The organism is Bacillus haynesii, from assembly GCF_014042035.1.
Taxonomy (GTDB): Bacteria; Bacillota; Bacilli; order Bacillales; family Bacillaceae; genus Bacillus; species Bacillus haynesii.
In genome coordinates this window covers 347,412-367,788 of record NZ_CP059494.1, presented here as the reverse complement: position 1 = coordinate 367,788, position 20,377 = coordinate 347,412, and the positions used below count along the sequence as shown (strand labels likewise).

Here is a 20,377-nt window from a genome sequence, read left to right as displayed (position 1 = left end):
CCTATTATATATAACGGTTTATTTCAGCGAACGGTTCAGCTTAACAATTTCCTGCGCCAAAGTTGCCGCTTTGATGAAGTCTTTTTGCCTCTCGGCTTCCGCCCTTGCAGCTTCTTTTTCTTTTATCATTGACCAATTTCGATAATTCAACACTTTTTTTACATAATCAGATAATTCCGCTTCACTTAATTCTTCGCTCACCTGAAGCATTAAGATATCTGTCAGAAGCTGGCCGAGTTCCTGATCCTCGACTCTCTTAAAGAGCTCCTGGATAGAAATGTCCGCTCCTTCTTCATACATGGCGTACAAATAAGCGGCAATCGCGCGGTGCTGATCAAGGTTGAATTCAAAGCCCACCCGGTCCAAAACCTTTCGAATGACGTCCCGGTCATGAATCATGTGGGCCAGGAGCATTCGCTCTGCATTTTCATGAGCCGGCCGAAGCCCCGCCTTTCTCCGCGGCGCGCGCGATACTGCTGCCTGCCGCTCTTTTGAGTCCTGGCGGCTGCTTTCCCTGCTGCGGCTTACAGCCTGCTTTTCAAATACGGAAAGCTGATCCTTCAAGGATTCAAATGAGATTGAAAATTCATTTGCCAGCTGTTTGATGTATATTTCCTGTTCCAAAGGCCCGCTGAGAAGGCTGACTGCCTTCAGTACATCATTGATATAGGCTAAACGGTCTCCTTCATCAGAGAGGTTTCTGCCCTTGCGGAAATAGTTCATTTTAAACGTCATCATCGTAACGCTGGCCCCTATTACATCATTCTTAAATTTCTCGCTGCCGAATTTTTTGATGTAGTCATCGGGATCCAGCCCGTCAGGTATCATGGCAACCTTGACGTTGCAGCCTTTTTTCTGAAGAATCTCCGCCGCTTTCAGCGTGGCTTCATAACCGGCATGATCCGAGTCATAGCACAAGATGACCTCTCCGACATTTCGCCTGATGATCTTCGCATGTTCTTCCGTCAGCGATGTGCCCATCGTGGCGATCGATTCTTTCACACCGGAGCTGACTGCTGAAATAACATCGGCAAATCCTTCAAAAAGGACGACCCTCTCTTCTTTTCGAATGTGAAGGCGGGCCTGATGGAAATGATAGAGGAGCTTGCTTTTTCGAAAAAGCGGCGTCTCCGGGCTGTTCATGTATTTTGGCTGCTCCCCGGTGAACGTCCGTCCGGAAAAAGCGACCGTTGCGCCGTGATGATCATGAATCGGAAACATAATCCTGTTTCTGAAACGGTCAAAATATCCGTCTCCATTCTCACGTCTGATGATGAGTCCAGCTCTTTCCATCAGCGCAAGATCAAAACCTCTCCGTTCCAAAAATTTCGTGATGAAATCCCAAGAATCAAGGGCGCATCCGATTTCAAACTGCTCGATCTGCTCCATCTTAAAGCCTCTTTCAAGCAAATAATCGAGCGCTTCCTGGCCTTCCTTTGTATTGACGAGCAAATGATGATAAAATTTCTTTAACAGATCATGAGCTTCTGCCATTTTCTGTTCATCCGAACTGCCTGTGCTGTATGCTGATACAGCTGCAACCTGCTCCGGCAGATCTATTTGATATTTGTCCGCCAGGTGAGAGACGGCCTCGGTAAATGAATAACCTTCCATTTGTCTTAAAAATGAAAAAACATTCCCTCCCGCTCCGCAGCCAAAACAATGAAAAATCTGTTTTTCTCCGGAAACGGAAAAAGATGGGGTATTCTCACCATGAAAAGGACAAAGCCCAAAATAATTACGCCCTTGTTTTCTTAACTGGACGTACTCTCCGATAACTTCTACGATATCAGCTGATTTCTGCACCTGTTCTACAATTTCGTCTGGTATACGATTGCCCATGTTCCAACACTCCGTCGTACATAATTCGCTGCTTAGTACGTAAATCCTTCAATTTTCGACAAGATTTTTTGCAGCTCTTTGACAAATCGCTCTCGGTCTTCCTTGACCAGTTTTTTCGGGCCTTTCGTGTAACGTCCGCTTCTTCTCAATTTTTGTGCGACGTGACGGCGGAAAAGAGCATGATCGATGGAGTTCTCTTCGAAAAGATAGCCTCTCTCCGACATCACATAGACCTTTTTGCCAAGCAAAAGCGATGCCAGCCCGATATCTTGTGTAACGACGACATCACCTGGTCGAACATGGTTGGCAATGTACAGATCCGCTGCTTCTTTGTGCGGATCGACATATGTCCAATTCTCTTCTGCTTTCCTTGTGAATTGAAAATGCTCGAATGAAGCCACGAATACCACCTTTACGTCGAAATCCGCCGCTGTTTTGAGCACTTCATCTTTCACCGGGCATGCGTCTGCATCGACAAAAATCGTCCTTTCTTTTTCAAGAAGACTAATTCTCCATCCCTCCATCAATCTCCTGCTATAAATACAGGCAAAATCACACAGGTTTCAAAATTAATCGATCTATAAGAATTTGTCGAAAGTTTTTTTCGGGAAATTCTTGACACGATACCCATAATAGTTTATTCGTTCTGTACTAAGCTTAAACCTAAAAGTTAATTATTTTATCACAATTTTTTATTATAATACAAATGGGTTAAAGATGCTATCATTTTCACTTTTCCCAAAACCATCAAAGCAAAAACCCAGGATGGGGTGTCCTGAGTTTATTCTTAGACCCTTTTTGTCATCATGTTGTGAATAATGTTGGCCGTTTCCTCTACTGCTTTATTTGATACGTCTACAACATTGCAGCCAATGCGGCCGACGATCTTTTCAAAGAATTCAAGCTCTTCTTTGATGCGGTTGATATTAGCGTAAATGGCTTTGTCGTTGAGGCCGAGCGATTTCAGGCGCTCCTTGCGGATATGGTTCAGCTTATCTGGGCTGATTTTTAATCCGATGCATTTAGCCGGATCAACGGTAAAGAGCTCTTCGGGAGGATCCACCTCGGGAACGATCGGAACGTTTGCCACTTTTAACCGTTTGTGAGCCAGGTATTGGGATAACGGAGTTTTGGACGTTCTCGACACGCCGATCAGCACGATATCCGCTTTTAAGATGCCCCTTGGATCTCTGCCGTCATCATATTTCACGGCAAATTCGATCGCCTCTACCTTCTTAAAATAATCTTCGTCCAGCTGTCGGACTCTGCCGGGCTCATATTTGGCGCTGAAGCCGTAGACCGACTCCATTTTCTCAATCAGCGGGCCGATGATATCGTAATACACGACATTCGCCTTTTCGGCTTCGGCGATTAAAAATTCACGAATCTCCGGGACAACAAGCGTAAAACAGATGATGCCGCCGTCCGCTTGCGCCAGCGAGATCACTTCTTTTATTGTTCCGCGGTCTTCGACATAAGGAATCCGCCTGATATTTGTCTGCTCGGATGAACCGTTAAACTGGCTGATAGCCGCTTTGACTACGAGCTCAGCGGTCTCGCCGACAGAGTCTGATACAACATAAATCGTCCGATTACTCATGATATCCCTCCATTTGAAGTTCACTCTACATGATTTCATTTTCAGATAAGCCGACTAAAATTTTTGTCATGTTCGTTTTCGTAATTCTTCCCACAACTTCATAGCCTTTTTCTGTATCTTTTACAACAGGCAGTGCGTCAATTTGTTTTTCGATGAGCATCTTGGCAATGTCCAAAATGAAATCTTCGCGCCTGCAAAGCGTAATGTTCGGCATTCTCGTCATAATGATATGGACGGGTATTGAAGGGAGCTCCTGTTTGCCGATGCTGGCTCTGAGCAAGTCTTTTCGTGAAAGTACACCGACTAAGATGGCATTATCATCAACGACAAAAAGCGTTCCTACGTCCTCTAAAAACATCGTGCAAATCGCATCATAAACGGAGACATTTTCATGAATGACCACCGGAATGGACTGGAAGTCTTTCACCTGCAGCTTTTTCAGCTTATCAGCCAACAGCTGCGTGCCCGTCTTTCCCGTGTAGAAATAACCGACCCGCGGCCTTGCTTCCAAAAATCCTGACATCGTCAATATCGCCAAATCCGGACGAAGCGTAGCCCTCGTCAAATTCAGCTTTTCCGCGATATGTTCTCCGGTAATCGGCCCGTTCTCTTTGACAATCTGCAAAATATGCTCCTGACGTTTATTTAGTTCGATCGTACTCACCACCTTTAAGCCGAAGCTCACAATTCGTTCGTTATGTATAAAAGTCGATAACATATTATAACGCATATGAAGACTAAAATAACAGCAATTACAATTGAATTCTATGAAAAAGACAGGCACAATTTGACAAGGATGTGAAAAATCGATTTGAGCAAAAAGACGATTGCCAGCCTGTCAGCAACCGTCTTCTGCGGTGTTTATTTTACAATGATGGCATTGATGTTTGCAAAAGATCGGATCAGCTCCGCCAAGCTTGCCATTTGCGCCAGGCGGTTTGCTTTTAATCTTTCGTCTTCGGCATGTACCATCGTATGATCAAAATACGCTTCAATCGGCTCTTTCAGCTTGGACAGCTCACTGAAGGCGCCCTCATAATCTTTTGCTTGGTAAAGGGTCTCTATTTGCTGTCTGCATGCCTCATAAGCTTTGTAAAGCTCCTCTTCTTGAGGGTTTTCAAACAGTGACGCGTCGATGGCATTCGTTTCACTCTTTTTGCTGATCGAAATAACCCTTGCCAGCGCTTCAGCCGTTTCTTTAAATTCCGGTTTGGCTGCAGCCGCTTCAAGGACAGCGGCTTTTTTGACAGCCGAATACGGCTCAAGGTTCGAGCTTTCGAGCACGGCATCCACAACATCATAGCGGATGTTTTCCGCTGTTAATACGTATTTGAGGCGCTGTTTAAAGAATTCGAGCAGTTCGCTGTTTGCTTCCTGTCCGGCAAACGCAGCCAGTTCTTTGAATGAAATGCCCCAGTTCCGGTCAAGCAGGATTTGGACGATGCCGCTCGCCTGTCTTCTCAGTCCATACGGGTCCTGAGATCCTGTCGGAATAACGCCGATTTTAAAGAATGAAGCGACCGTATCGAGTTTATCCGCTAATGCGACGACGGCGCCGACGATTGATGAAGGCGTTTCCCCTCCGGCTTGTCTCGGCATATAGTGCTCATTGACTGCGAGCGCCACTTCTTCTTTCTCACCGAGCATCCGCGCATATTTTTCACCCATGATGCCCTGCAGCTCAGGAAATTCGTAAACCATGTGTGTCACAAGGTCGAATTTTGAAATGTGTGAAGCGCGCTTGATCAGCTGCACCGTCTCTTGATCCGCTCCGATGACTTCAGCGATCCGTTCAGCAACCGCCTCAGTGCGTCTCACTTTGTCTCCAAGCGATCCCAATTCTTCATGGAAAACGATCTTTTCGAGTTTTTTCACATTCTCGTCAATGTTTAATTTTTGATCTTCTTTATAGAAGAAGGCGGCGTCTGAAAGCCTTGCTCTCAGCACTTTTTCGTTCCCTCTCGCCACGTTTTCAAGGGCGCGGCTGTCTCCGTTGCGCACGGTCACAAAGTAAGGAAGCAAGCTGCCGTTTTCATCTTTGACAGGGAAATAACGCTGATGCTCTTTCATCGTTGTCACGAGCACCTCTTCAGGAATTGCGAGAAATTCCTCTTCGTAAGAACCGAACAGAACCGTTGGATATTCAACCAGATGGTTGACCTCATCAAGCAGATCCTCGTCTCTCGGAATGTCCCAGGACTTTTCAGACGCCAGTTCGTCAAGCTGCTTAACGATCATCTGCTTTCGTTTGGCCGGATCAGCAATCACAAACTGGCTTTCAAGTGCCGCTTCGTATTCAGAAGGTGCGCTCAAGTCGGCTGCTTTTCCGAGGAAGCGGTGTCCCTGTGTTGTGCGGCCGGTTTCGACATGAGCAACTGAAAACGGAACGACTTCACTGCCGAACAGTGCGACGATCCATTTAATCGGCCTGATATATTTCAAATCTTCGCTGCCCCAGCGCATGTTTTTCGGAAAGTGGAGGCTTGTCACCAAGTCGCGGAGCTCAGGAAGTAATGAAAACGTATCCTGACCTTTTTGGAATTTTTGCACAAATACATATTCCGTTCCTTTGATGTCTTTAAAATACAAATCTTCCGGACTTGCTCCTTGACCCCGTGAAAAGCCGATGGCCGCCTTTGTCCATTCGCCGTTTTCATCAAGGGCGATTTTCTTTGCCGGTCCTTTCGCTTCTTCTTTCACATCATCCTGCTTCTCCGCCACATTCTCGACAAGAACGGCCAGTCTTCTAGGGGAGTTATACAGTTTGACGGAACCGAAGGCAATATTTTTTTCCTTGAGCCAGCTTTCCAGCTTTTCACCAAGCTGAGTCATGCTGTCATGCATGAAGCGCGCCGGCATTTCTTCTAATCCGATTTCTAAAAGCAAATCTTGATTACTCATGTGAAGCCTCTTCCTCCTTCAGCATTGGGAAACCCAACTTTTCGCGTTCATCATAATACGTTTTTGCCACTTTCCTGGCCAGGTTTCTCACCCTTGCGATATATCCTGTTCGCTCCGTCACGGAAATCGCTCCTTTTGCGTCAAGCAAGTTGAACGTATGCGAGCATTTCAGAACATAATCATAAGCAGGATGGACAAGTCCCTGATCCATTTGGCGGTTTGCTTCTTTTTCGTACGTTGCAAACAATTCGAACAGCATGTCGACGTCAGATGTCTCAAACGTATAGACGGAATGCTCGTATTCAGCCATCTTGAACAGGTCTTTTATCGTATAGCCGTTCGTCCATTCGAGGTCAAAGACGTTTTCTTTGTCTTGAATGTAAGAAGCAAGGCGTTCAATACCGTATGTGATTTCCACAGAGACCGGTTTGCACTCAAGCCCGCCGACCTGCTGGAAATAGGTGAACTGGGTAATTTCCATGCCGTCAAGCCACACTTCCCAGCCAAGCCCGGCGCAGCCGAGCGACGGATTTTCCCAGTTATCCTCGACAAAGCGGATATCATGCTCCAGAGGGTCGATTCCAAGGGCTTTTAATGAATCTAAATAAAGCTCTTGAATGTTGTCGGGAGACGGCTTAATGATCACCTGGAATTGATGGTGCTGATAAAGCCTGTTCGGGTTGTCCCCGTATCTTCCGTCCGCAGGGCGTCTTGACGGCTCCACATAAGCGACTTTCCAAGGCTCAGGCCCAAGGCTCCGCAAAAATGTATATGGGCTCATCGTTCCTGCACCCTTCTCTACATCATAAGACTGCAAAAGTACGCATCCTTCATTGGACCAATGCTTTTGCAGGGTCAGAATCATTTCTTGAATATTCAAATGAAGCACCTCCACAAAACGTGTTTTCAAGTTTAATTTTTGGCATAGGGCTGGTTTGGGCAGAAAAAAACTCCCGTCCCTATGCTTGTTTACCCACAAACATAGGGACGAGAGTTCTCCCGCGGTTCCACCCTAATTGCTGAGAGGAAATGTCTCAGCCTCTTTTTTAAAAGTTGCTCAGGGAATGCCTTTCATTACGCTCTCATCCCCGGCTTTCACCGCCCCGGAGTCGCTTCAATGAGGCCGTGCGCAATTACTTCTTTCCGTCAACGCAACGTCATTATTGAATCCAATCTTCATGTCATGATCTTATAAAAAGATGAAGAGGTTGTCAACTTTTGTTTTCATCACCCAGCATCTTTTTCATATTGTCCATTTGTTCCATGAAGCGCCGCGATTTCAGGTAGATCCCTGAATACTCGTCATAGTACGTCTGAATGACTCTTTTCAGCTCATCCTTTGTCTCCTGTTTGACCGAGACATTTCCGAGCCTTGACAGGTCAAAATAAAAAAACAGTCTCAACAGCCTGGCAGATGCGGGAGACAGCGGTATCCTGTATGGATCTTTCGCAAAACAGCGGTGGCAGATAAAGCCGTTGTCGCGGATCGAAAAATGAAATGTGCCGTCTTTGCTTTTGCAGTGCACACATTCATCCAGCTCCGGATACAGCCCCATCACGCTGAGCATTTTGACTTCGATGAGGTTGGCGATAATGTCGGGATCTGTACCGTCATTCAGCCTCCTCATTGACTGAAGAAGCAGCTCAAATAAAAACGGATTCGGTTTCTTTTCCTCCGTTCCCTTGTCAATTAATTCAGCGATGTAGGCCGCGTATGCTGTTAAAAACAGATCCTCGCGGATATTCCTCATGCTTTCGATCATCTCGCCCTGCTCCAATGTGCCGAGACCGGCTGATTTACGGAATAAAAAAGAAGCATAAAGGAACGGCTGGGAAATCGCTGACAAGCGGCTGTTCGGCTTTTTAGCGCCCCTTGCCAGCACACCGATTTTCCCGTGTTCTCTCGTCAACAGCGTAATGATTTTATTTGTTTCACCATAGTCGTTTGTACGAAGGACGATACCTTCACATTTCGTCAGCATATGTGCACCATCCAAAAATTGGAGGGGTCAAGCATGATCACAAAATTGGAAAGTCAATTTGCGCTAGCTCTTCTTCAAGTACTTCGGGTCTTTCCAGGTTCTCCTTTTCCAATTCTTTAAAAAGGAGGTACGTGTCAACGCTTCCTGTTTGTGAAAATACATTCCAAGTAAAATTCAACATAAAAAGCCCCACCTTTCTGTTAATAACTAGCTTTTTAAACATCCAAATTCTTAAGATTATCTTGACCTTGTATCCTCCATTTCATGTTAAACAATTTTTTCTAATATATCTTTGATTTCGAGAGATTTTGTCACGACTAAAGCGCGGTCAAGTTCTGTCCAATTAATACTCGTCTTCTCTAAATCCAAAATCACGAAGCTGAGACATCTTGTTGCGCCAGTCTTTCTGCACTTTAACCCACAGCTCTAGAAACACCGATGATCCGAGCAGCGCCTCGATATCGGTTCTTGCCCGCTTGCCGATTTCTTTAAGCAGGCTGCCCCTTTTTCCGATGACGATCCCTTTTTGCGAATCGCGTTCGACGACGATGGTCGCGCTCACATAGACAGAACCGTTTTCCCGTTCTTGAATGGACTCGATCGAGACCGCAATGCTGTGAGGGATCTCTTCCCTTGTCAGATGCAGCACTTTTTCCCGAATCAGCTCAGAAATGATAAATCGCTCCGGATGATCGGTCACCTGGTCACTCGGGTAAAACTGCGGACCTTCCGGCAAATAATCCTCAATTTGCTTTAAAAGCGTATCGATATTATTTCCCTCAAGGGCGGAGATCGGAACGATTTCCTGAAACGGATACCTGGTTCTGTACTCATCGATCAGCACAAGAAGCTCATCCGGATGAATCCGGTCGATTTTGTTGACGATCAAAAATACCGGCGTCTTGACTCCTTTTAAGCGCTCGATGATAAATTCGTCGCCTTTTCCGTAGCCTTCCTCCGCATTGATCATGAACAAGATCAAGTCGACTTCCTTTAAAGTGTTCTGCGCCACCTTCATCATAAAGTCGCCCAACTTATGCTTCGGTTTATGAATGCCCGGCGTATCAATAAAAATCGTCTGGGATGTATCGGTTGTCAGCACACCTTGCACTTTGTTTCTTGTTGTTTGTGGTTTGTCGCTCATGATGGCGATTTTTTGGCCGATCACGCGATTCAAAAATGTAGATTTTCCTACGTTCGGTCGTCCGATAATGGAGACAAATCCTGATTTAAAGCTTTCCTGTGTCATGTAAGTCCTCCGATGAAAATGCTCCTGGCAGTAATTCTTGAACCGTCATTTCTTTGACTTGGCCATTCAGATTGGTTAAGATGACAGGCATGTTTGGTGAACAAAGTTCTGAAATCACCTGTCTGCACGCTCCGCACGGCGACACCGGACCCGGCGTATCCGCAGCGACGGCAAGCATCTTAAAGGACTTTTCCCCTTCTGAATAAGCCTTGAACAACGCTGTCCGCTCGGCGCAGTTGCACAGGCTGTATGCAGCATTTTCAATGTTGCAGCCTTTGTACACCTTGCCGTCCTCAGTCAAAAGGGCAGCGCCGACTTGGAATTTCGAATACGGAACATATGCAAATTCCCTTGCTTTTAAAGCTTCTGCAATCAATTCTTGTTTAGTCAATGTGTGTATTCCTTCCTATAGCGGTTATGGTACCGCTAACACTTTTATTTTACATAAAAATGGCTTCTTTTTCACGCCCAAATCACAAATGTAAAATTTTTGTAAGAATCGCGCACAATGAAAGGCATGGCATCAAAACAATTTTGACAAAAAGATGAGTAACCCAATCATACCCGAAACGGCTGCAAATACGCAAACCGCCCCGGCTGCCGCGTCCTTTGCCGCTTTTGCAAGCGGGTGGTTCTTCTTTGTGAAAAGGTCGACCGTATGCTCCACAGCCGTATTCATCAGCTCCAAGGCGAGCATTCCGCCGATCAGGATCAAGATGATGGTCCATTCGATCAGAGTCAGCCTGAAGAAAAAGCCGCAGGCGATCACGAGGATGGCGGCTCCGCAGTGAATTCTAAAATTGCGCTCTGACATGAACGTCTTGATTATTCCTGTAAAGGCGTTTGAAAAACTTATTTTCAGACGGCGCCATTCGTTTTGTTTATGAGGATCTTGAGAGCCCATATCGATTCAAAATTTCCTTTTGCTTAGTGAACATCTCTTTTTCTTCTTCCTCTGTCATATGGTCATAGCCGAGGAGGTGTAAAAAGCCGTGAACCGTCAGAAAACCCAGCTCTCTCATCAGTGAATGCCCGTATTCTTCGGCCTGTTCCTGTGCTTTATCAACGCTGATGATGATATCTCCGAGAACGGGCGGCATGTCAGCACCGATAATTTCAATCTCTCCTTCGCCGTCTTCTTCGAGGGCAAATGAAATGACGTCTGTCGGATAATCTTTTCCTCTGTACTCTTTGTTGATTTTTTGTATCTCTTCATTGTTGACGATCGTAACCGAGACTTCGGCGCCGTCTGCGACGCCTTCCTCTGCCGCTGCGAATTGAAGAAGCTTTTCAATTTCAGCAAGCCTGTCTTCTGGTACGCGTCCGGTATCGTCTGTGATATCTAGAATTAAACTCATGTATGTTTCACCTTCTGTTTAGGATTAGCTTCCGGATATTCGATCCGGGAATGAAAAATGCCTTTCAGCGTTTCGCAGAGCGTCTTCGCGATCGTATTGAGCTCTTTTAAAGTCAAATCGCATTCGTCAAACTGCCCGTCCTGCAGCTTATCCGATATGATCCCGCGCACCAGCTTTTCAATCCTTTCGGGGTTCGGATTATGCATTGAGCGGACGGCCGCTTCGACGCTGTCGGCCACCGAGATGATTGCCGCTTCTTTTGTCTGAGGCTTCGGACCGGGATAGCGGAACTCTTCTTCAGTCGTCTGATCGCCTTTTTCTTTCGCCTTATAGTAAAAAAACTTGAGCAGCGATGTGCCGTGATGCTGTTCGGCGATGTCGACAAGCTCCTTTGGCATTTTATGATCCCTCAACATATCGGCGCCGTCTGTCGCATGGGCAATGATAATGTTTTTGCTCAGCTGCGGAGAAAGCTTGTCATGCGGGTTATCAATATTCATTTGGTTTTCTATAAAGTATTGGGGCCGCTTTGTCTTGCCGATATCATGGTAATAGGCGCCGACTCTTGCCAGAAGCCCGTTGGCCCCGACCGCTTCGCATGCCGCCTCAGATAAGTTCGCGACCATAACGCTGTGATGATATGTGCCGGGTGTTTCCGTCAGAATTTTGCGGAGCAGCGGATGATTCGGGTTTGAAAGCTCGAGAAGCTTCATCGTGGACAGGATGCCAAATCCGCTTTCAAAAAACGGCATGAGCCCGAGAACAAGAACTGACGATCCGATGCCGGACACCGCCCCCATGACAAGGTATGTACCCATCTCAAGTCCGGTTTGCGCCGTGTTTTGAATCAGCTGCAGGGTAAACAGGACGACGATGTTGATCAGGGAGACAAACAAACCGGCCTGGAGGATTTTCGCCCTCGCATTATGCTTCCCTAAAAACAGTATACCCGCCATCGAGCTGATCAAGAAGTACGTTCCGATTCCATAGTTAAACGTGCCTGTCACACCCTGGTTAAACATCATGCTTCCGCAAATGGAAAGGATCATGCTCGACAGGATCGCCAGCCTTTCATTGATCAGCAGTTTAATGAGCATCACGCCCATCGCAATCGGCACGAGATAGCCGATATGGCCGATTTCAAGCTGCTGAAACAGGCTGATCACTTCCATGACGATTAAAACGATCCCTGTAATCAATGAAAACAGCATGAGCGACTTGTTTTTCGGAATCCGGCTGCTGTACTGTTTTTCGAAATAGTAAACCAATGCTGAAATGAAAAGCGCGATTAAAAGCAGCAGACCGCCGACAGGCTTGAAGATGTTGGCTCCGCTCAAGAGTCCTGTCAATTCAAGCTTTCGATAGACTTCCCTGTCGATCAGCTGATTTTCCTCAACGAGTATCTGCCCCTGCTTGATCTGTACCTGCTGCACGCTGTCAGCCGCTTCTTGACGCTTCTGCTCCGTCTTGTCGGGATCGTATACATAGTTGGGAATGATCGCAAAGCGTCCGATTTCATCAGCGGCGTTTTTTAATTTTGAAGGTATCGAATTGCCCTTCAGTTCTTTCGTTACATGTTCTTTCGCTTCATCAAGCTTTCCGGCGCGGATTTCTTTGCTCATCACATCATTGACGGCGGTGATGACGGAATCCTGTGTCATGGAAAGCTCTCCGTCGCTGGCCCTCAGCAGGTGTTTGACTGAATCCTGTGACAGCGAGTCCGTTACATCAGAAGTCAGCTTTTCTTCAACAGATTTGATCTGGTCTTTTTCAGATGGGGCCTGCTTGTCTTTTTTCTCTTGTTCTGCGCTTTCTTTTTTCACTTCTTTAATGATGTCGAATATCGATGAGACAAGGTCGACCCTGTTGTCAGAGTACTCTTTTTTCAAGGTGTACTGGTCGGGAACTTCCTCTCTCGCTTCCTGCTTTTTATTAGCCGTTGCCTTTTGGTCTTCGACTGTCGCCGGCGCATAGATCGTATTCTCGCTGATCGAAAATAAATCGAGGTCGAGGGACTCGGGCCTTACATGGAAAAACAGCAGGATGAACATCAACGCGGATAAAGCCGCATAAAGAATGACGGGAAGGAAGCGGCCGTTTTCCAAGCGGATGAGCCGAAACTTTCCGTCTCTTTTTTTCTTTTTCAACAAAAGCACCTCTTTTCCCGCGGGAAACTAAAAAATGACCCGATAACGGGCGATCGGGCCATTCGGAGTTATTTTGACTTTTCGTATGCTTCAATAATACGGGCGACAAGCGGGTGTCTGACCACGTCCGTCTGATCCAGTTCAACAATTGAAATGCCTTCGATATCAAGGAGCATCTTTTTTGCAACGGCAAGCCCTGATGTGACGCCCTTTGGCAAATCGATTTGCGTAATGTCGCCTGTAATGACCATTTTAGAACCAAAACCCAATCTCGTCAAAAACATTTTCATTTGTGCCGGTGTCGTATTCTGCGCTTCATCCAAAATCACAAATGCGTCGTCAAGCGTCCGCCCCCTCATGTAAGCAAGCGGCGCGATTTCAATCGTTCCTCTTTCAAGCAGCCGTGCCGTATGGTCCGTTCCGAGCACATCATGGAGCGCATCGTACAGCGGCCTTAAATAAGGGTCGACTTTCTCCTTTAAATCCCCTGGCAAAAATCCGAGGCTTTCCCCTGCTTCAACAGCTGGTCTTGTCAAAATGATTTTTTTGATGCGTCCGTTTTTCAGTTCATGAACGGCCTTTACGACAGCCAAATAGGTTTTCCCCGTTCCTGCAGGGCCGATGCCGAAGATTAAGTCGTGCCTTTTCATGGCGGCGATGTATTCTCTTTGACCGATGGTTTTGACTCTGATCGGTTTTCCTTTGGCGTTTTTCGTAATTTCCTCTTCATACATGCTTTCAAAAAACTCAAGCTTCTGCTTTTTCGCCATCTTGATCGCATACAAGACATCTCGTTCAGATATCTCGATTCCTTTGCGGATTAGATTCAAGAGGGACGCAAGCAGGCTGTCCACGATTTCAAATGTTTCTTCGTCTCCGGTCACATACACGGTTTCACCGCGCGTGACAATCGAAATGTTCAGCTCTTCCTCCATCAACTTCAAATGGGAATCCTGGTTCCCAAACAGCGCTTGAGCCTCGTTCGGACTTTCCAGTTGCTGATGAATCGCAAGTAAGTGTTCTGTCATTCTTTAGTCTCCTGAACAATTGGTGTTGTTTGAACAATGTCTTCAATAACCTGGTAAAGGATGATCAATTTAACTTTACCATTCTCGCTCGTTTCGTGCAAAACTTTTTCACTGATAATGTTCCCGTCGCTGCCGATTTTTTTCCTGATGTCTCTTTTTCCCATTTCGATCCCTTCAAGGACCGCTTCTTTTTTCGAGTACACCCTTTTGATTTGTTCGCTCTCCCTCGTATGTTCCTTTTCATACGCGACAGGAAGCGTAAAATTCATAAAATGCAGCGAGTGTTTTTCGGTTTCTGTCTTCGGGCGCGACAACTCTTCTTTTTTAAAAGAAAAGCCCCAGATCGGCACGGAAAAAGATCCGAGGGATAGCTTGTGACTTGTCCTTACTTTACCCGTAAAAACGTCAAATGATGTCTCAAGCGGAACCGTTACCTTTGACTTGTACCAGGTTTCACCGTAGATTTTCCCTTTGGCTCCGACTTTTTGCTTTTCCTCTTCGCTTCCGATCAGCCCGGAAACAAGCATTTGTCCTTTTTCAACGTGCTGGTTCACCGTGACGAGCGGTTCGCCTTTTTCCACGAACATTTTTGAGATGGTCGCCCCTTTTTTGGCGATGATGTGCCTCGGACCGATATATTTTTCTTTGTCAGGTTCATTCTTTTCAACCACTTTCATGTGAAGGGCAGTGCCGTTTAATTCGATGCCCACCCATGTGATGTTTTCAACGCGCTTTGTGAGCGCCTGCTGAATTTTTTCCGGGGTCAGCATTGTAAACTGTAAGCGGCCTTTTTTGACGCCGATTTGATCCAAGTGCTGTCTGATTTGATGTTCTGTCTCCGGATTGGCTCCTGTAATGTCAATCTTCCAAAGCATGTTGGACAATAGGAACATGATGATAAAAAATGCAGCAATTCCAAAAGTGAAACCGCTATTCCGTTTAGACTTCTGCACGAGGAAAGGAAAACCTTTTCGTTTGATAAACCGGCACTTGCAGTCGAAATCCCTGATGACCTTCCGGAAGGCATGTACATCAGAAAGCGGAATATAAAGAAAGACAGCGTCTTTCTTTTTCTTCACATTAAACATCGGGATGCTGCGCCTGGTGCATTCATTTAATAACCGTTCGATCCCCTTTCCCGTTATCTCAAGCTGGATCTTTCCAGAAAAAAAAGAAAGCCATTTATTCTTCACGCTTCTTTCCCCCCGACTTATGAATCGATATAGCGTACGAGCTCAATCGTGCCTTCAAGCAGAATTTCCTCAGGCAAAATCGTTTTGATGACAAAGTCTTTGCCTTGAATGATGCACTGCCCCTGTTTGAGCATCAGCCTTACTTCCGTATCGCTGAAAAGCAAAAGCCCTCTGTGGTTTTCAATATATATGTGAAGTCTTCCTATCATCGTAATTCTCGGAAGATCCATCATGACATCAGGGGGAATTTCCAGTGTTCTTGTCAGCCACGCTTTGATGCGGTTTTTTCTTTGCGCCATAAAAAAAGAACCCCCTTTCATCTCATATGTATGAATGAGAAGGGGGTTCTAATACTTAAATTTTAGGCCGGCGCCTCATTGTGTAATGCGGTTTTCTCGACCGCGGAGGGCCGAATACTTCGCTGAGGACAATGCCTTGGACAATCGTGTTTTTATTCATATCGAGCAGTTCTCGCTTCCGGTTGATCACCCGGCTGCTCTGCTTTTTAACGGTCCGTTCAACGGCCGGCATGGACCGCTCGGCATCCGCTTTGATTCTGCGGAGCTCTGCAGCCATATCTGCGCTTTTTGCAGCAGCAGCTGCCGCCGGCCGCTCAGTTTTATTTTCTGTAGGCCGGCGCTGCGCCGTCTGTTTCGGCGTCTGCGTCTTCGGCCGTTCAGGCGCCGGTTTTCGCTTCGTTTCTTCATTTTCATCATTTTTTCCGAGTTTGTTGAAAATGAAGGAAATGGCTGCGATAATGGCTGCCATGATAATTGGATTGTCGAACAGGATATCAAGCAATGAGCTCCCTCCTTTTTACAGGGGCTTGTTTATTTATGATCCTCTTCATTTTGGTCTTTCGTCATCTTTCCGAAAGAATCGCGCATGTCTGTGTCGGCGTCGATGTTTTTCATATTGAGGTAGTCCATGACACCGATTTTTCCGCTGCGGAGAGCTTCAGACATCGCAAGTGGCACTTCGGCTTCTGCTTCGACGACTTTGGCGCGCATTTCTTCGACGCGGGCGCGCATTTCCTGTTCTTGCGCAACCGCCATGGCGCGGCGTTCTTCCGCTTTCGCCTGGGCGATGTTTTTATCGGCTTCAGCCTGGTCGGTCTGCAGAATCGCTCCGATGTTTTTGCCGATATCAACGTCAGCAATATCGATCGATAGAATTTCAAACGCTGTGCCTGAATCCAACCCTTTGCTCAATACAGTTTGTGAAATCATATCCGGGTTTTCGAGCACTTTTTTATGATTATCGGAAGAACCGATTGTCGAAACGATCCCTTCGCCGACACGGGCAATAATCGTTTCTTCGCCCGCTCCCCCGACAAGGCGGTCGATGTTTGCGCGAACCGTGATTCTCGCTTTTGCTTTGACCTCGATACCATCCATTGCTACACCGGCAATAAACGGCGTTTCGATAACTTTCGGATTAACGCTCATTTGAACGGCTTCAAGCACGTCACGGCCCGCTAAATCGATGGCCGCACATCTGGCGAATGTGAGTTCAATGTTTGCACGTTGGGCAGCGATGAGCGCGTTGACAACCCGGTCAACATTACCCCCTGCAAGATAGTGGCTTTCAAGCTGATTGATGGTAACATCAAGTCCCGCTTTATGCGCTTTGATCAGCGGGTTCACCACGCGGTTTGGAATGACGCGGCGGAGCCTCATTCCGATCAGTGTGAAAATACTGATTTTAACACCAGCGGCTAAAGCCGAGATCCACAGCATGACCGGAACGAATGTAAAGAAGACAGCTAGTAAGATGATTCCGGCTGCGATAATAAGTAAAAGAAACAGTGTTGACGGATCCATAATATTCCTCCTAATAATGTAATTTATAATTCTCTCACAACAATGCGTGAGCCTTCCACTTTAACCACTTTCACTTTCTTGTCCTTTGCGGTGAACGAGCCTTCAGATACGACATCAAGCCGTTCATCGCCGATGATGACCGTTCCGGACGGTCTGAGCGGTGTATACGTGACGCCGGTTTTACCAATTAAATCGTGCCGGCTTTCATTTGACACGTATCCGCTTTCCGTGCTTGTTGAGTCGGTTAAGATCAATTTTTTAAAAAATTTCATACGCTTCCCCAACACCCTTGTCAATAGAATGGATGCCGCTATCGAAACAGCAGTTGCAATCAAAATGGAGACGGCCATGACCTTAAAGCTTCCCGAAGCTAAAAAGAGGCTCGCAACAATCGCGATCAGGCCGGCAATCCCTGCTATTCCGCCCGGCAGAAAAATCTCTAAAATGATTAAAATTATGCCTGCTGCAAACAGAAGGATCGTTTCCATTCCGGCAAGCCCGGCGACGAGATGACCGTAGAAAAAGAGCAGCAGCGCGGAGAGTCCCATAAAGCCGGGGATCCCAAAACCAGGCGAATAAAGCTCCACAATCAGCCCGAGGCTTCCGATTGAAAGGAGAATCGGAATCACGACCGGATGCGTGATGAACCTGGCCACCTTTTCGGCAAAGCTTACCTCGGCACGCTCGATTTTGGCATCCTTCAAATTCAGCTTTTTCAAAAGATCATCAAGGCTCGATGCTGTGCCTTCAGAATAGCCGACTTCCAGCGCTTTGTCAGGGCTTAAAGTGAGCAGCTCACCCTTCGGCGCCCCTACTTCTTTAGCATCGACGTCTGCATCGGCCATCGCAAGAGCGTATTTCGGATCACGTCCGTTTTTTTTGGCTGCGTCTTCCATTTCAGCCAGCCACAGCGATTCCGACTTTTTGTCAGCGGCATTTCCCTGCGTGTCAATGATCGCGGCAGCTCCCATTTTCCCGCCGGGCGCCATATAAATATCGTCTGCATTCAAGGCGAGGTAAGCGCCTGCGGACAGAGCCCTTCTATTCACATAAGCTGTCACCGGAATGTCGGAGTTATGTATCGTATCAGCCATGTCAAGGACTGCGTCGACCGCTCCGCCGGGGGTATTGATATCGAGTATGATATGTTTGGCATTCATATCTTCCGCTTCTTGAAAAGAGCGCTCAAGAAATTTTGAAAGCCCTTTTTCAACCGTTTCTTCGATCGGAATGACATACACTGTATCTCCATCCGCTTTCACGGTCAAATGAACGCCTAGTAATAAGAATAAAACAAAACCGCAGGCCAGAGCAACAAAAATTCTAAATTTTTTCAGCAGCAACGATGTCTGAAGCCTCCTTCCCCTATTATCATTAACATTATATACGTTATAAATGTAGCAAAGGTTTCATCTTTCTACTACTTTTCTATTGTATGAACACGCACAAAAAAAGACGCCTTTAATTGCTTAAAAGGCGTCTTTTTCTTAAGACAGTTGTTTGCTGACAAGCTTATTGACGAGACCGCCGTCCGCCTTGCCTTTGACTTTCGGCATGACAGCGCTCATCACCTTGCCCATATCCGCTTTTGAAGAGGCGCCGACTTCGGCGATCGTCTCATTGACGATGTCGAGCAGCTCTTCTTCCGTCAGCTGTTCAGGCATATAAGCTTCCAGAATGTCTAACTCTTTTTGAACTTTATCTACTAAATCTGAACGATTAGCGTTTGAAAATTCATGGAGGGAGTCTTTACGCTGTTTTAATTCACGAGAAAGAACAGTCAGTTCTTCATCATCGGTCAGCCTGTCTTTCTTAAGCTTGATTGCTTCGTTTTGAAGCGAAGCTTTGACCATGCGAATGACAGTCAGTTTGTCTTTCTCACGGTTTTTCATATAGAGCTTCATATCTTGGTTCAGCCGCTCAAGAAGACTCATAAATCCACCCTCTTTTAGTATTTGCGCTTTCTTGCAGCTTCAGACTTTTTCTTGCGTCTTACGCTAGGTTTTTCATAAAATTCACGCTTTCTTGCTTCCTGCAAAGTACCTGTCTTTGATACACTGCGTTTGAAGCGACGAAGAGCATCTTCAAGCGATTCGTTTTTTCTAACGACCGTTTTTGACATTCTCTTTCCCTCCCTCCGAATACACCAATCGACTGCTTTAAAAAAAGACATACATATAAACATGTACTTTGACATTATAATATAAGCCTCCGGTAAGGTCAACCAAGGAGAATCGTTTTATTGTTCAGTCATGTTTTCGGCAGCTTGTCTGTATATATTTATAAAGGAGGCTGTTCGAAAAACTGATGGTGATCTTGATCTTATTCGTATTATTGATCGTTCTTTTTCTCAAAGGCATGAGCATGCTGAGAAAAGGCTTGATTTCACTGACATTTGAAAAAATTGAAAAGCGGCTGCTGCTGTTCACGGATCATCCGGTGAAAGCCTTTTTGGTCAGCATTGTTTTTACAGGGATTTTGCAAAGCAGCTCGGCATTTATGGTAATCGTCATTGGCTTTGTCTCAGTAGGCGCCCTTTCATTTAAACGTTCGATTCCGCTCATTTTGGGGACAAACATCGGGTCGACCTTCACAACGGAATTTTTAGCGGTGAAGCTGGAATTTTTGATTTTTGCCCTTTTTGCCGCAGGTGCTGTTCTTTTTATTGCCGGAAAATCCTCTGTTCGGCAAGTGGGCGTAAGCATGATCGGCTTGGGGGTTATTTTTTTCTGTATCAGCGGCTTCAGCCGGCTTGCCGTGCCTTTGTCACAGCTAGACTCGGGCGCTTATATCGTGAAGCTTGCCGAAGATTCACCGCTTTACGCCTTGATTATCGGCACCGTTTTGACCGCGATGATTCATTCCAGTTCGGCGTGTGTCGGCATCCTGATGAGCTTTATGGATCAAGGTGTCGTCGGTTTGACCGAAGCGATGAGTGTTGTTCTCGGCTCCAATATCGGGACATGCATCACAGCCGTGATGGCATCTTTCAAAGGCGGAGCTGCAGCCAGGCAAACGGCTTATGCCCATGTGCTGTTTAATGTCATCGGTGTAGCAGCTGTATACCCCATGCTCTCATCAATAACAGGCTTTATCTCCGGACTGTCCGAAAGCCCCGCTCAGCAGATTGCCCATTTCAGCCTGCTGTTCAACGTCGTCACGTCCCTATTATTTCTGCCGCTCACAAATCTATTTCATTCGCTGATCATGTTTCTTATTCCAAACAAAAACCAGGCCCGATAAACGCCTGGTTT

Annotated in this window: 22 protein-coding genes; 1 reads left to right on the top strand and 21 read right to left on the bottom strand. The window is 46.3% G+C overall.

What is annotated here, in order from left to right; genetic code table 11:
* Positions 1-18: 18 nt before the first annotated feature.
* The 21 genes from dnaG to rpsU all read right to left on the bottom strand — a co-directional run bounded on the left by dnaG (position 19) and on the right by rpsU (position 19,245).
* Positions 19-1,842: a DNA primase gene (gene dnaG / locus H2R00_RS01850; RefSeq protein ID WP_182070358.1), complete on the bottom strand. Its 1,824-nt coding sequence runs from the start codon at positions 1,840-1,842 to the stop codon at positions 19-21.
* Between the two features lie 32 nt (positions 1,843-1,874).
* Positions 1,875-2,366, bottom strand: a complete 492-nt coding sequence (locus tag H2R00_RS01845) for a YaiI/YqxD family protein (protein ID WP_182070357.1) — start codon at positions 2,364-2,366, stop codon at positions 1,875-1,877.
* 263 nt (positions 2,367-2,629) lie between these two features.
* Complete coding sequence (locus H2R00_RS01840; RefSeq protein WP_154997315.1) at positions 2,630-3,442, bottom strand: pyruvate, water dikinase regulatory protein; 813 nt, start codon at positions 3,440-3,442, stop codon at positions 2,630-2,632.
* A 25-nt stretch (positions 3,443-3,467) separates the two neighbouring features.
* Positions 3,468-4,106, bottom strand: a complete 639-nt coding sequence (gene ccpN, locus H2R00_RS01835; protein WP_094777426.1) for a transcriptional regulator CcpN — start codon at positions 4,104-4,106, stop codon at positions 3,468-3,470.
* A gap of 197 nt (positions 4,107-4,303) precedes the next feature.
* The gene (glyS, locus tag H2R00_RS01830) at positions 4,304-6,343 is read right to left on the bottom strand and encodes a glycine--tRNA ligase subunit beta (protein WP_182070356.1); all 2,040 of its coding nucleotides are present in this window, start codon (positions 6,341-6,343) and stop codon (positions 4,304-4,306) included.
* Positions 6,336-7,223 (bottom strand): glycine--tRNA ligase subunit alpha, encoded by an 888-nt coding sequence (gene glyQ / locus H2R00_RS01825; RefSeq protein WP_003183621.1) that lies wholly within the window; start codon positions 7,221-7,223, stop codon positions 6,336-6,338. Before glyQ ends, glyS begins: the two co-directional genes overlap by 8 nt.
* 331 nt (positions 7,224-7,554) lie before the next feature.
* On the bottom strand, positions 7,555-8,325 hold the full coding sequence (recO, locus tag H2R00_RS01820) for a DNA repair protein RecO (protein ID WP_182070355.1): 771 nt from the start codon (positions 8,323-8,325) through the stop codon (positions 7,555-7,557).
* Positions 8,326-8,362: 37 nt separating this feature from the next.
* The gene (locus H2R00_RS01815) at positions 8,363-8,506 is read right to left on the bottom strand and encodes a YqzL family protein (RefSeq protein ID WP_003183626.1); all 144 of its coding nucleotides are present in this window, start codon (positions 8,504-8,506) and stop codon (positions 8,363-8,365) included.
* A gap of 162 nt (positions 8,507-8,668) precedes the next feature.
* Positions 8,669-9,574, bottom strand: coding sequence for a GTPase Era (gene era / locus H2R00_RS01810; protein ID WP_023855242.1), 906 nt, complete (start codon positions 9,572-9,574; stop codon positions 8,669-8,671).
* A complete protein-coding gene (locus H2R00_RS01805; protein ID WP_043928563.1) occupies positions 9,555-9,965 on the bottom strand; it encodes a cytidine deaminase in 411 nt (136 codons plus the stop codon). The genes era and H2R00_RS01805 overlap by 20 nt, the downstream gene beginning before the upstream one ends.
* A 132-nt stretch (positions 9,966-10,097) precedes the next feature.
* Positions 10,098-10,478, bottom strand: coding sequence for a diacylglycerol kinase family protein (locus tag H2R00_RS01800; protein WP_154994354.1), 381 nt, complete (start codon positions 10,476-10,478; stop codon positions 10,098-10,100).
* Entirely contained in the window at positions 10,456-10,932 is a 477-nt protein-coding gene (gene ybeY, locus H2R00_RS01795; protein ID WP_182070354.1) for an rRNA maturation RNase YbeY, read from the bottom strand. Before ybeY ends, H2R00_RS01800 begins: the two co-directional genes overlap by 23 nt.
* Entirely contained in the window at positions 10,929-12,983 is a 2,055-nt protein-coding gene (locus H2R00_RS01790; protein WP_234113243.1) for an HD family phosphohydrolase, read from the bottom strand. Before H2R00_RS01790 ends, ybeY begins: the two co-directional genes overlap by 4 nt.
* A gap of 164 nt (positions 12,984-13,147) precedes the next feature.
* Positions 13,148-14,107, bottom strand: coding sequence for a PhoH family protein (locus tag H2R00_RS01785; protein WP_017474322.1), 960 nt, complete (start codon positions 14,105-14,107; stop codon positions 13,148-13,150).
* Positions 14,104-15,300, bottom strand: a complete 1,197-nt coding sequence (yqfD, locus tag H2R00_RS01780; RefSeq protein WP_154994360.1) for a sporulation protein YqfD — start codon at positions 15,298-15,300, stop codon at positions 14,104-14,106. Before yqfD ends, H2R00_RS01785 begins: the two co-directional genes overlap by 4 nt.
* A gap of 17 nt (positions 15,301-15,317) precedes the next feature.
* Entirely contained in the window at positions 15,318-15,599 is a 282-nt protein-coding gene (yqfC, locus tag H2R00_RS01775; protein WP_003183644.1) for a sporulation protein YqfC, read from the bottom strand.
* Positions 15,600-15,654: 55 nt separating this feature from the next.
* Positions 15,655-16,101 (bottom strand): YqfB family membrane protein, encoded by a 447-nt coding sequence (locus tag H2R00_RS01770; protein ID WP_182070353.1) that lies wholly within the window; start codon positions 16,099-16,101, stop codon positions 15,655-15,657.
* Between the two features lie 29 nt (positions 16,102-16,130).
* Positions 16,131-17,123: a flotillin-like protein FloA gene (floA, locus tag H2R00_RS01765; RefSeq protein ID WP_020452249.1), complete on the bottom strand. Its 993-nt coding sequence runs from the start codon at positions 17,121-17,123 to the stop codon at positions 16,131-16,133.
* 23 nt (positions 17,124-17,146) lie between these two features.
* Positions 17,147-18,466, bottom strand: coding sequence for an NfeD family protein (locus H2R00_RS01760; RefSeq protein WP_154994364.1), 1,320 nt, complete (start codon positions 18,464-18,466; stop codon positions 17,147-17,149).
* Positions 18,467-18,610: 144 nt separating this feature from the next.
* A complete protein-coding gene (locus H2R00_RS01755) occupies positions 18,611-19,057 on the bottom strand; it encodes a GatB/YqeY domain-containing protein (RefSeq protein ID WP_003183651.1) in 447 nt (148 codons plus the stop codon).
* A gap of 14 nt (positions 19,058-19,071) precedes the next feature.
* A complete protein-coding gene (rpsU, locus tag H2R00_RS01750) occupies positions 19,072-19,245 on the bottom strand; it encodes a 30S ribosomal protein S21 (protein WP_003183654.1) in 174 nt (57 codons plus the stop codon).
* Positions 19,246-19,430: 185 nt separating this feature from the next.
* Here rpsU and H2R00_RS01745 point away from each other — a divergent pair, with 185 nt between their 5' ends.
* On the top strand, positions 19,431-20,366 hold the full coding sequence (locus H2R00_RS01745; protein WP_154994366.1) for a Na/Pi symporter: 936 nt from the start codon (positions 19,431-19,433) through the stop codon (positions 20,364-20,366).
* Positions 20,367-20,377 lie beyond the last annotated feature (11 nt).

Bases quoted from the DNA above. Each gene is read 5' to 3' on its own strand.
- era (WP_023855242.1), bottom strand. From the start codon at position 9,574: ATGACACAGGAAAGCTTTAAATCAGGATTTGTCTCCATTATCGGACGA.
- H2R00_RS01840 (WP_154997315.1), bottom strand. From the start codon at position 3,442: ATGAGTAATCGGACGATTTATGTTGTATCAGACTCTGTCGGCGAGACC.
- H2R00_RS01745 (WP_154994366.1), top strand. From the start codon at position 19,431: ATGGTGATCTTGATCTTATTCGTATTATTGATCGTTCTTTTTCTCAAA.
- H2R00_RS01815 (WP_003183626.1), bottom strand. From the start codon at position 8,506: ATGTTGAATTTTACTTGGAATGTATTTTCACAAACAGGAAGCGTTGAC.
- ybeY (WP_182070354.1), bottom strand. From the start codon at position 10,932: ATGAGTTTAATTCTAGATATCACAGACGATACCGGACGCGTACCAGAA.
- yqfC (WP_003183644.1), bottom strand. From the start codon at position 15,599: ATGGCGCAAAGAAAAAACCGCATCAAAGCGTGGCTGACAAGAACACTG.
- recO (WP_182070355.1), bottom strand. From the start codon at position 8,325: ATGCTGACGAAATGTGAAGGTATCGTCCTTCGTACAAACGACTATGGT.
- H2R00_RS01800 (WP_154994354.1), bottom strand. From the start codon at position 10,478: ATGGGCTCTCAAGATCCTCATAAACAAAACGAATGGCGCCGTCTGAAA.
- H2R00_RS01785 (WP_017474322.1), bottom strand. From the start codon at position 14,107: ATGACAGAACACTTACTTGCGATTCATCAGCAACTGGAAAGTCCGAAC.
- rpsU (WP_003183654.1), bottom strand. From the start codon at position 19,245: ATGTCAAAAACGGTCGTTAGAAAAAACGAATCGCTTGAAGATGCTCTT.
- H2R00_RS01790 (WP_234113243.1), bottom strand. From the start codon at position 12,983: ATGTTCATCCTGCTGTTTTTCCATGTAAGGCCCGAGTCCCTCGACCTC.
- floA (WP_020452249.1), bottom strand. From the start codon at position 17,123: ATGGATCCGTCAACACTGTTTCTTTTACTTATTATCGCAGCCGGAATC.
- H2R00_RS01755 (WP_003183651.1), bottom strand. From the start codon at position 19,057: ATGAGTCTTCTTGAGCGGCTGAACCAAGATATGAAGCTCTATATGAAA.
- glyS (WP_182070356.1), bottom strand. From the start codon at position 6,343: ATGAGTAATCAAGATTTGCTTTTAGAAATCGGATTAGAAGAAATGCCG.
- dnaG (WP_182070358.1), bottom strand. From the start codon at position 1,842: ATGGGCAATCGTATACCAGACGAAATTGTAGAACAGGTGCAGAAATCA.
- H2R00_RS01845 (WP_182070357.1), bottom strand. From the start codon at position 2,366: ATGGAGGGATGGAGAATTAGTCTTCTTGAAAAAGAAAGGACGATTTTT.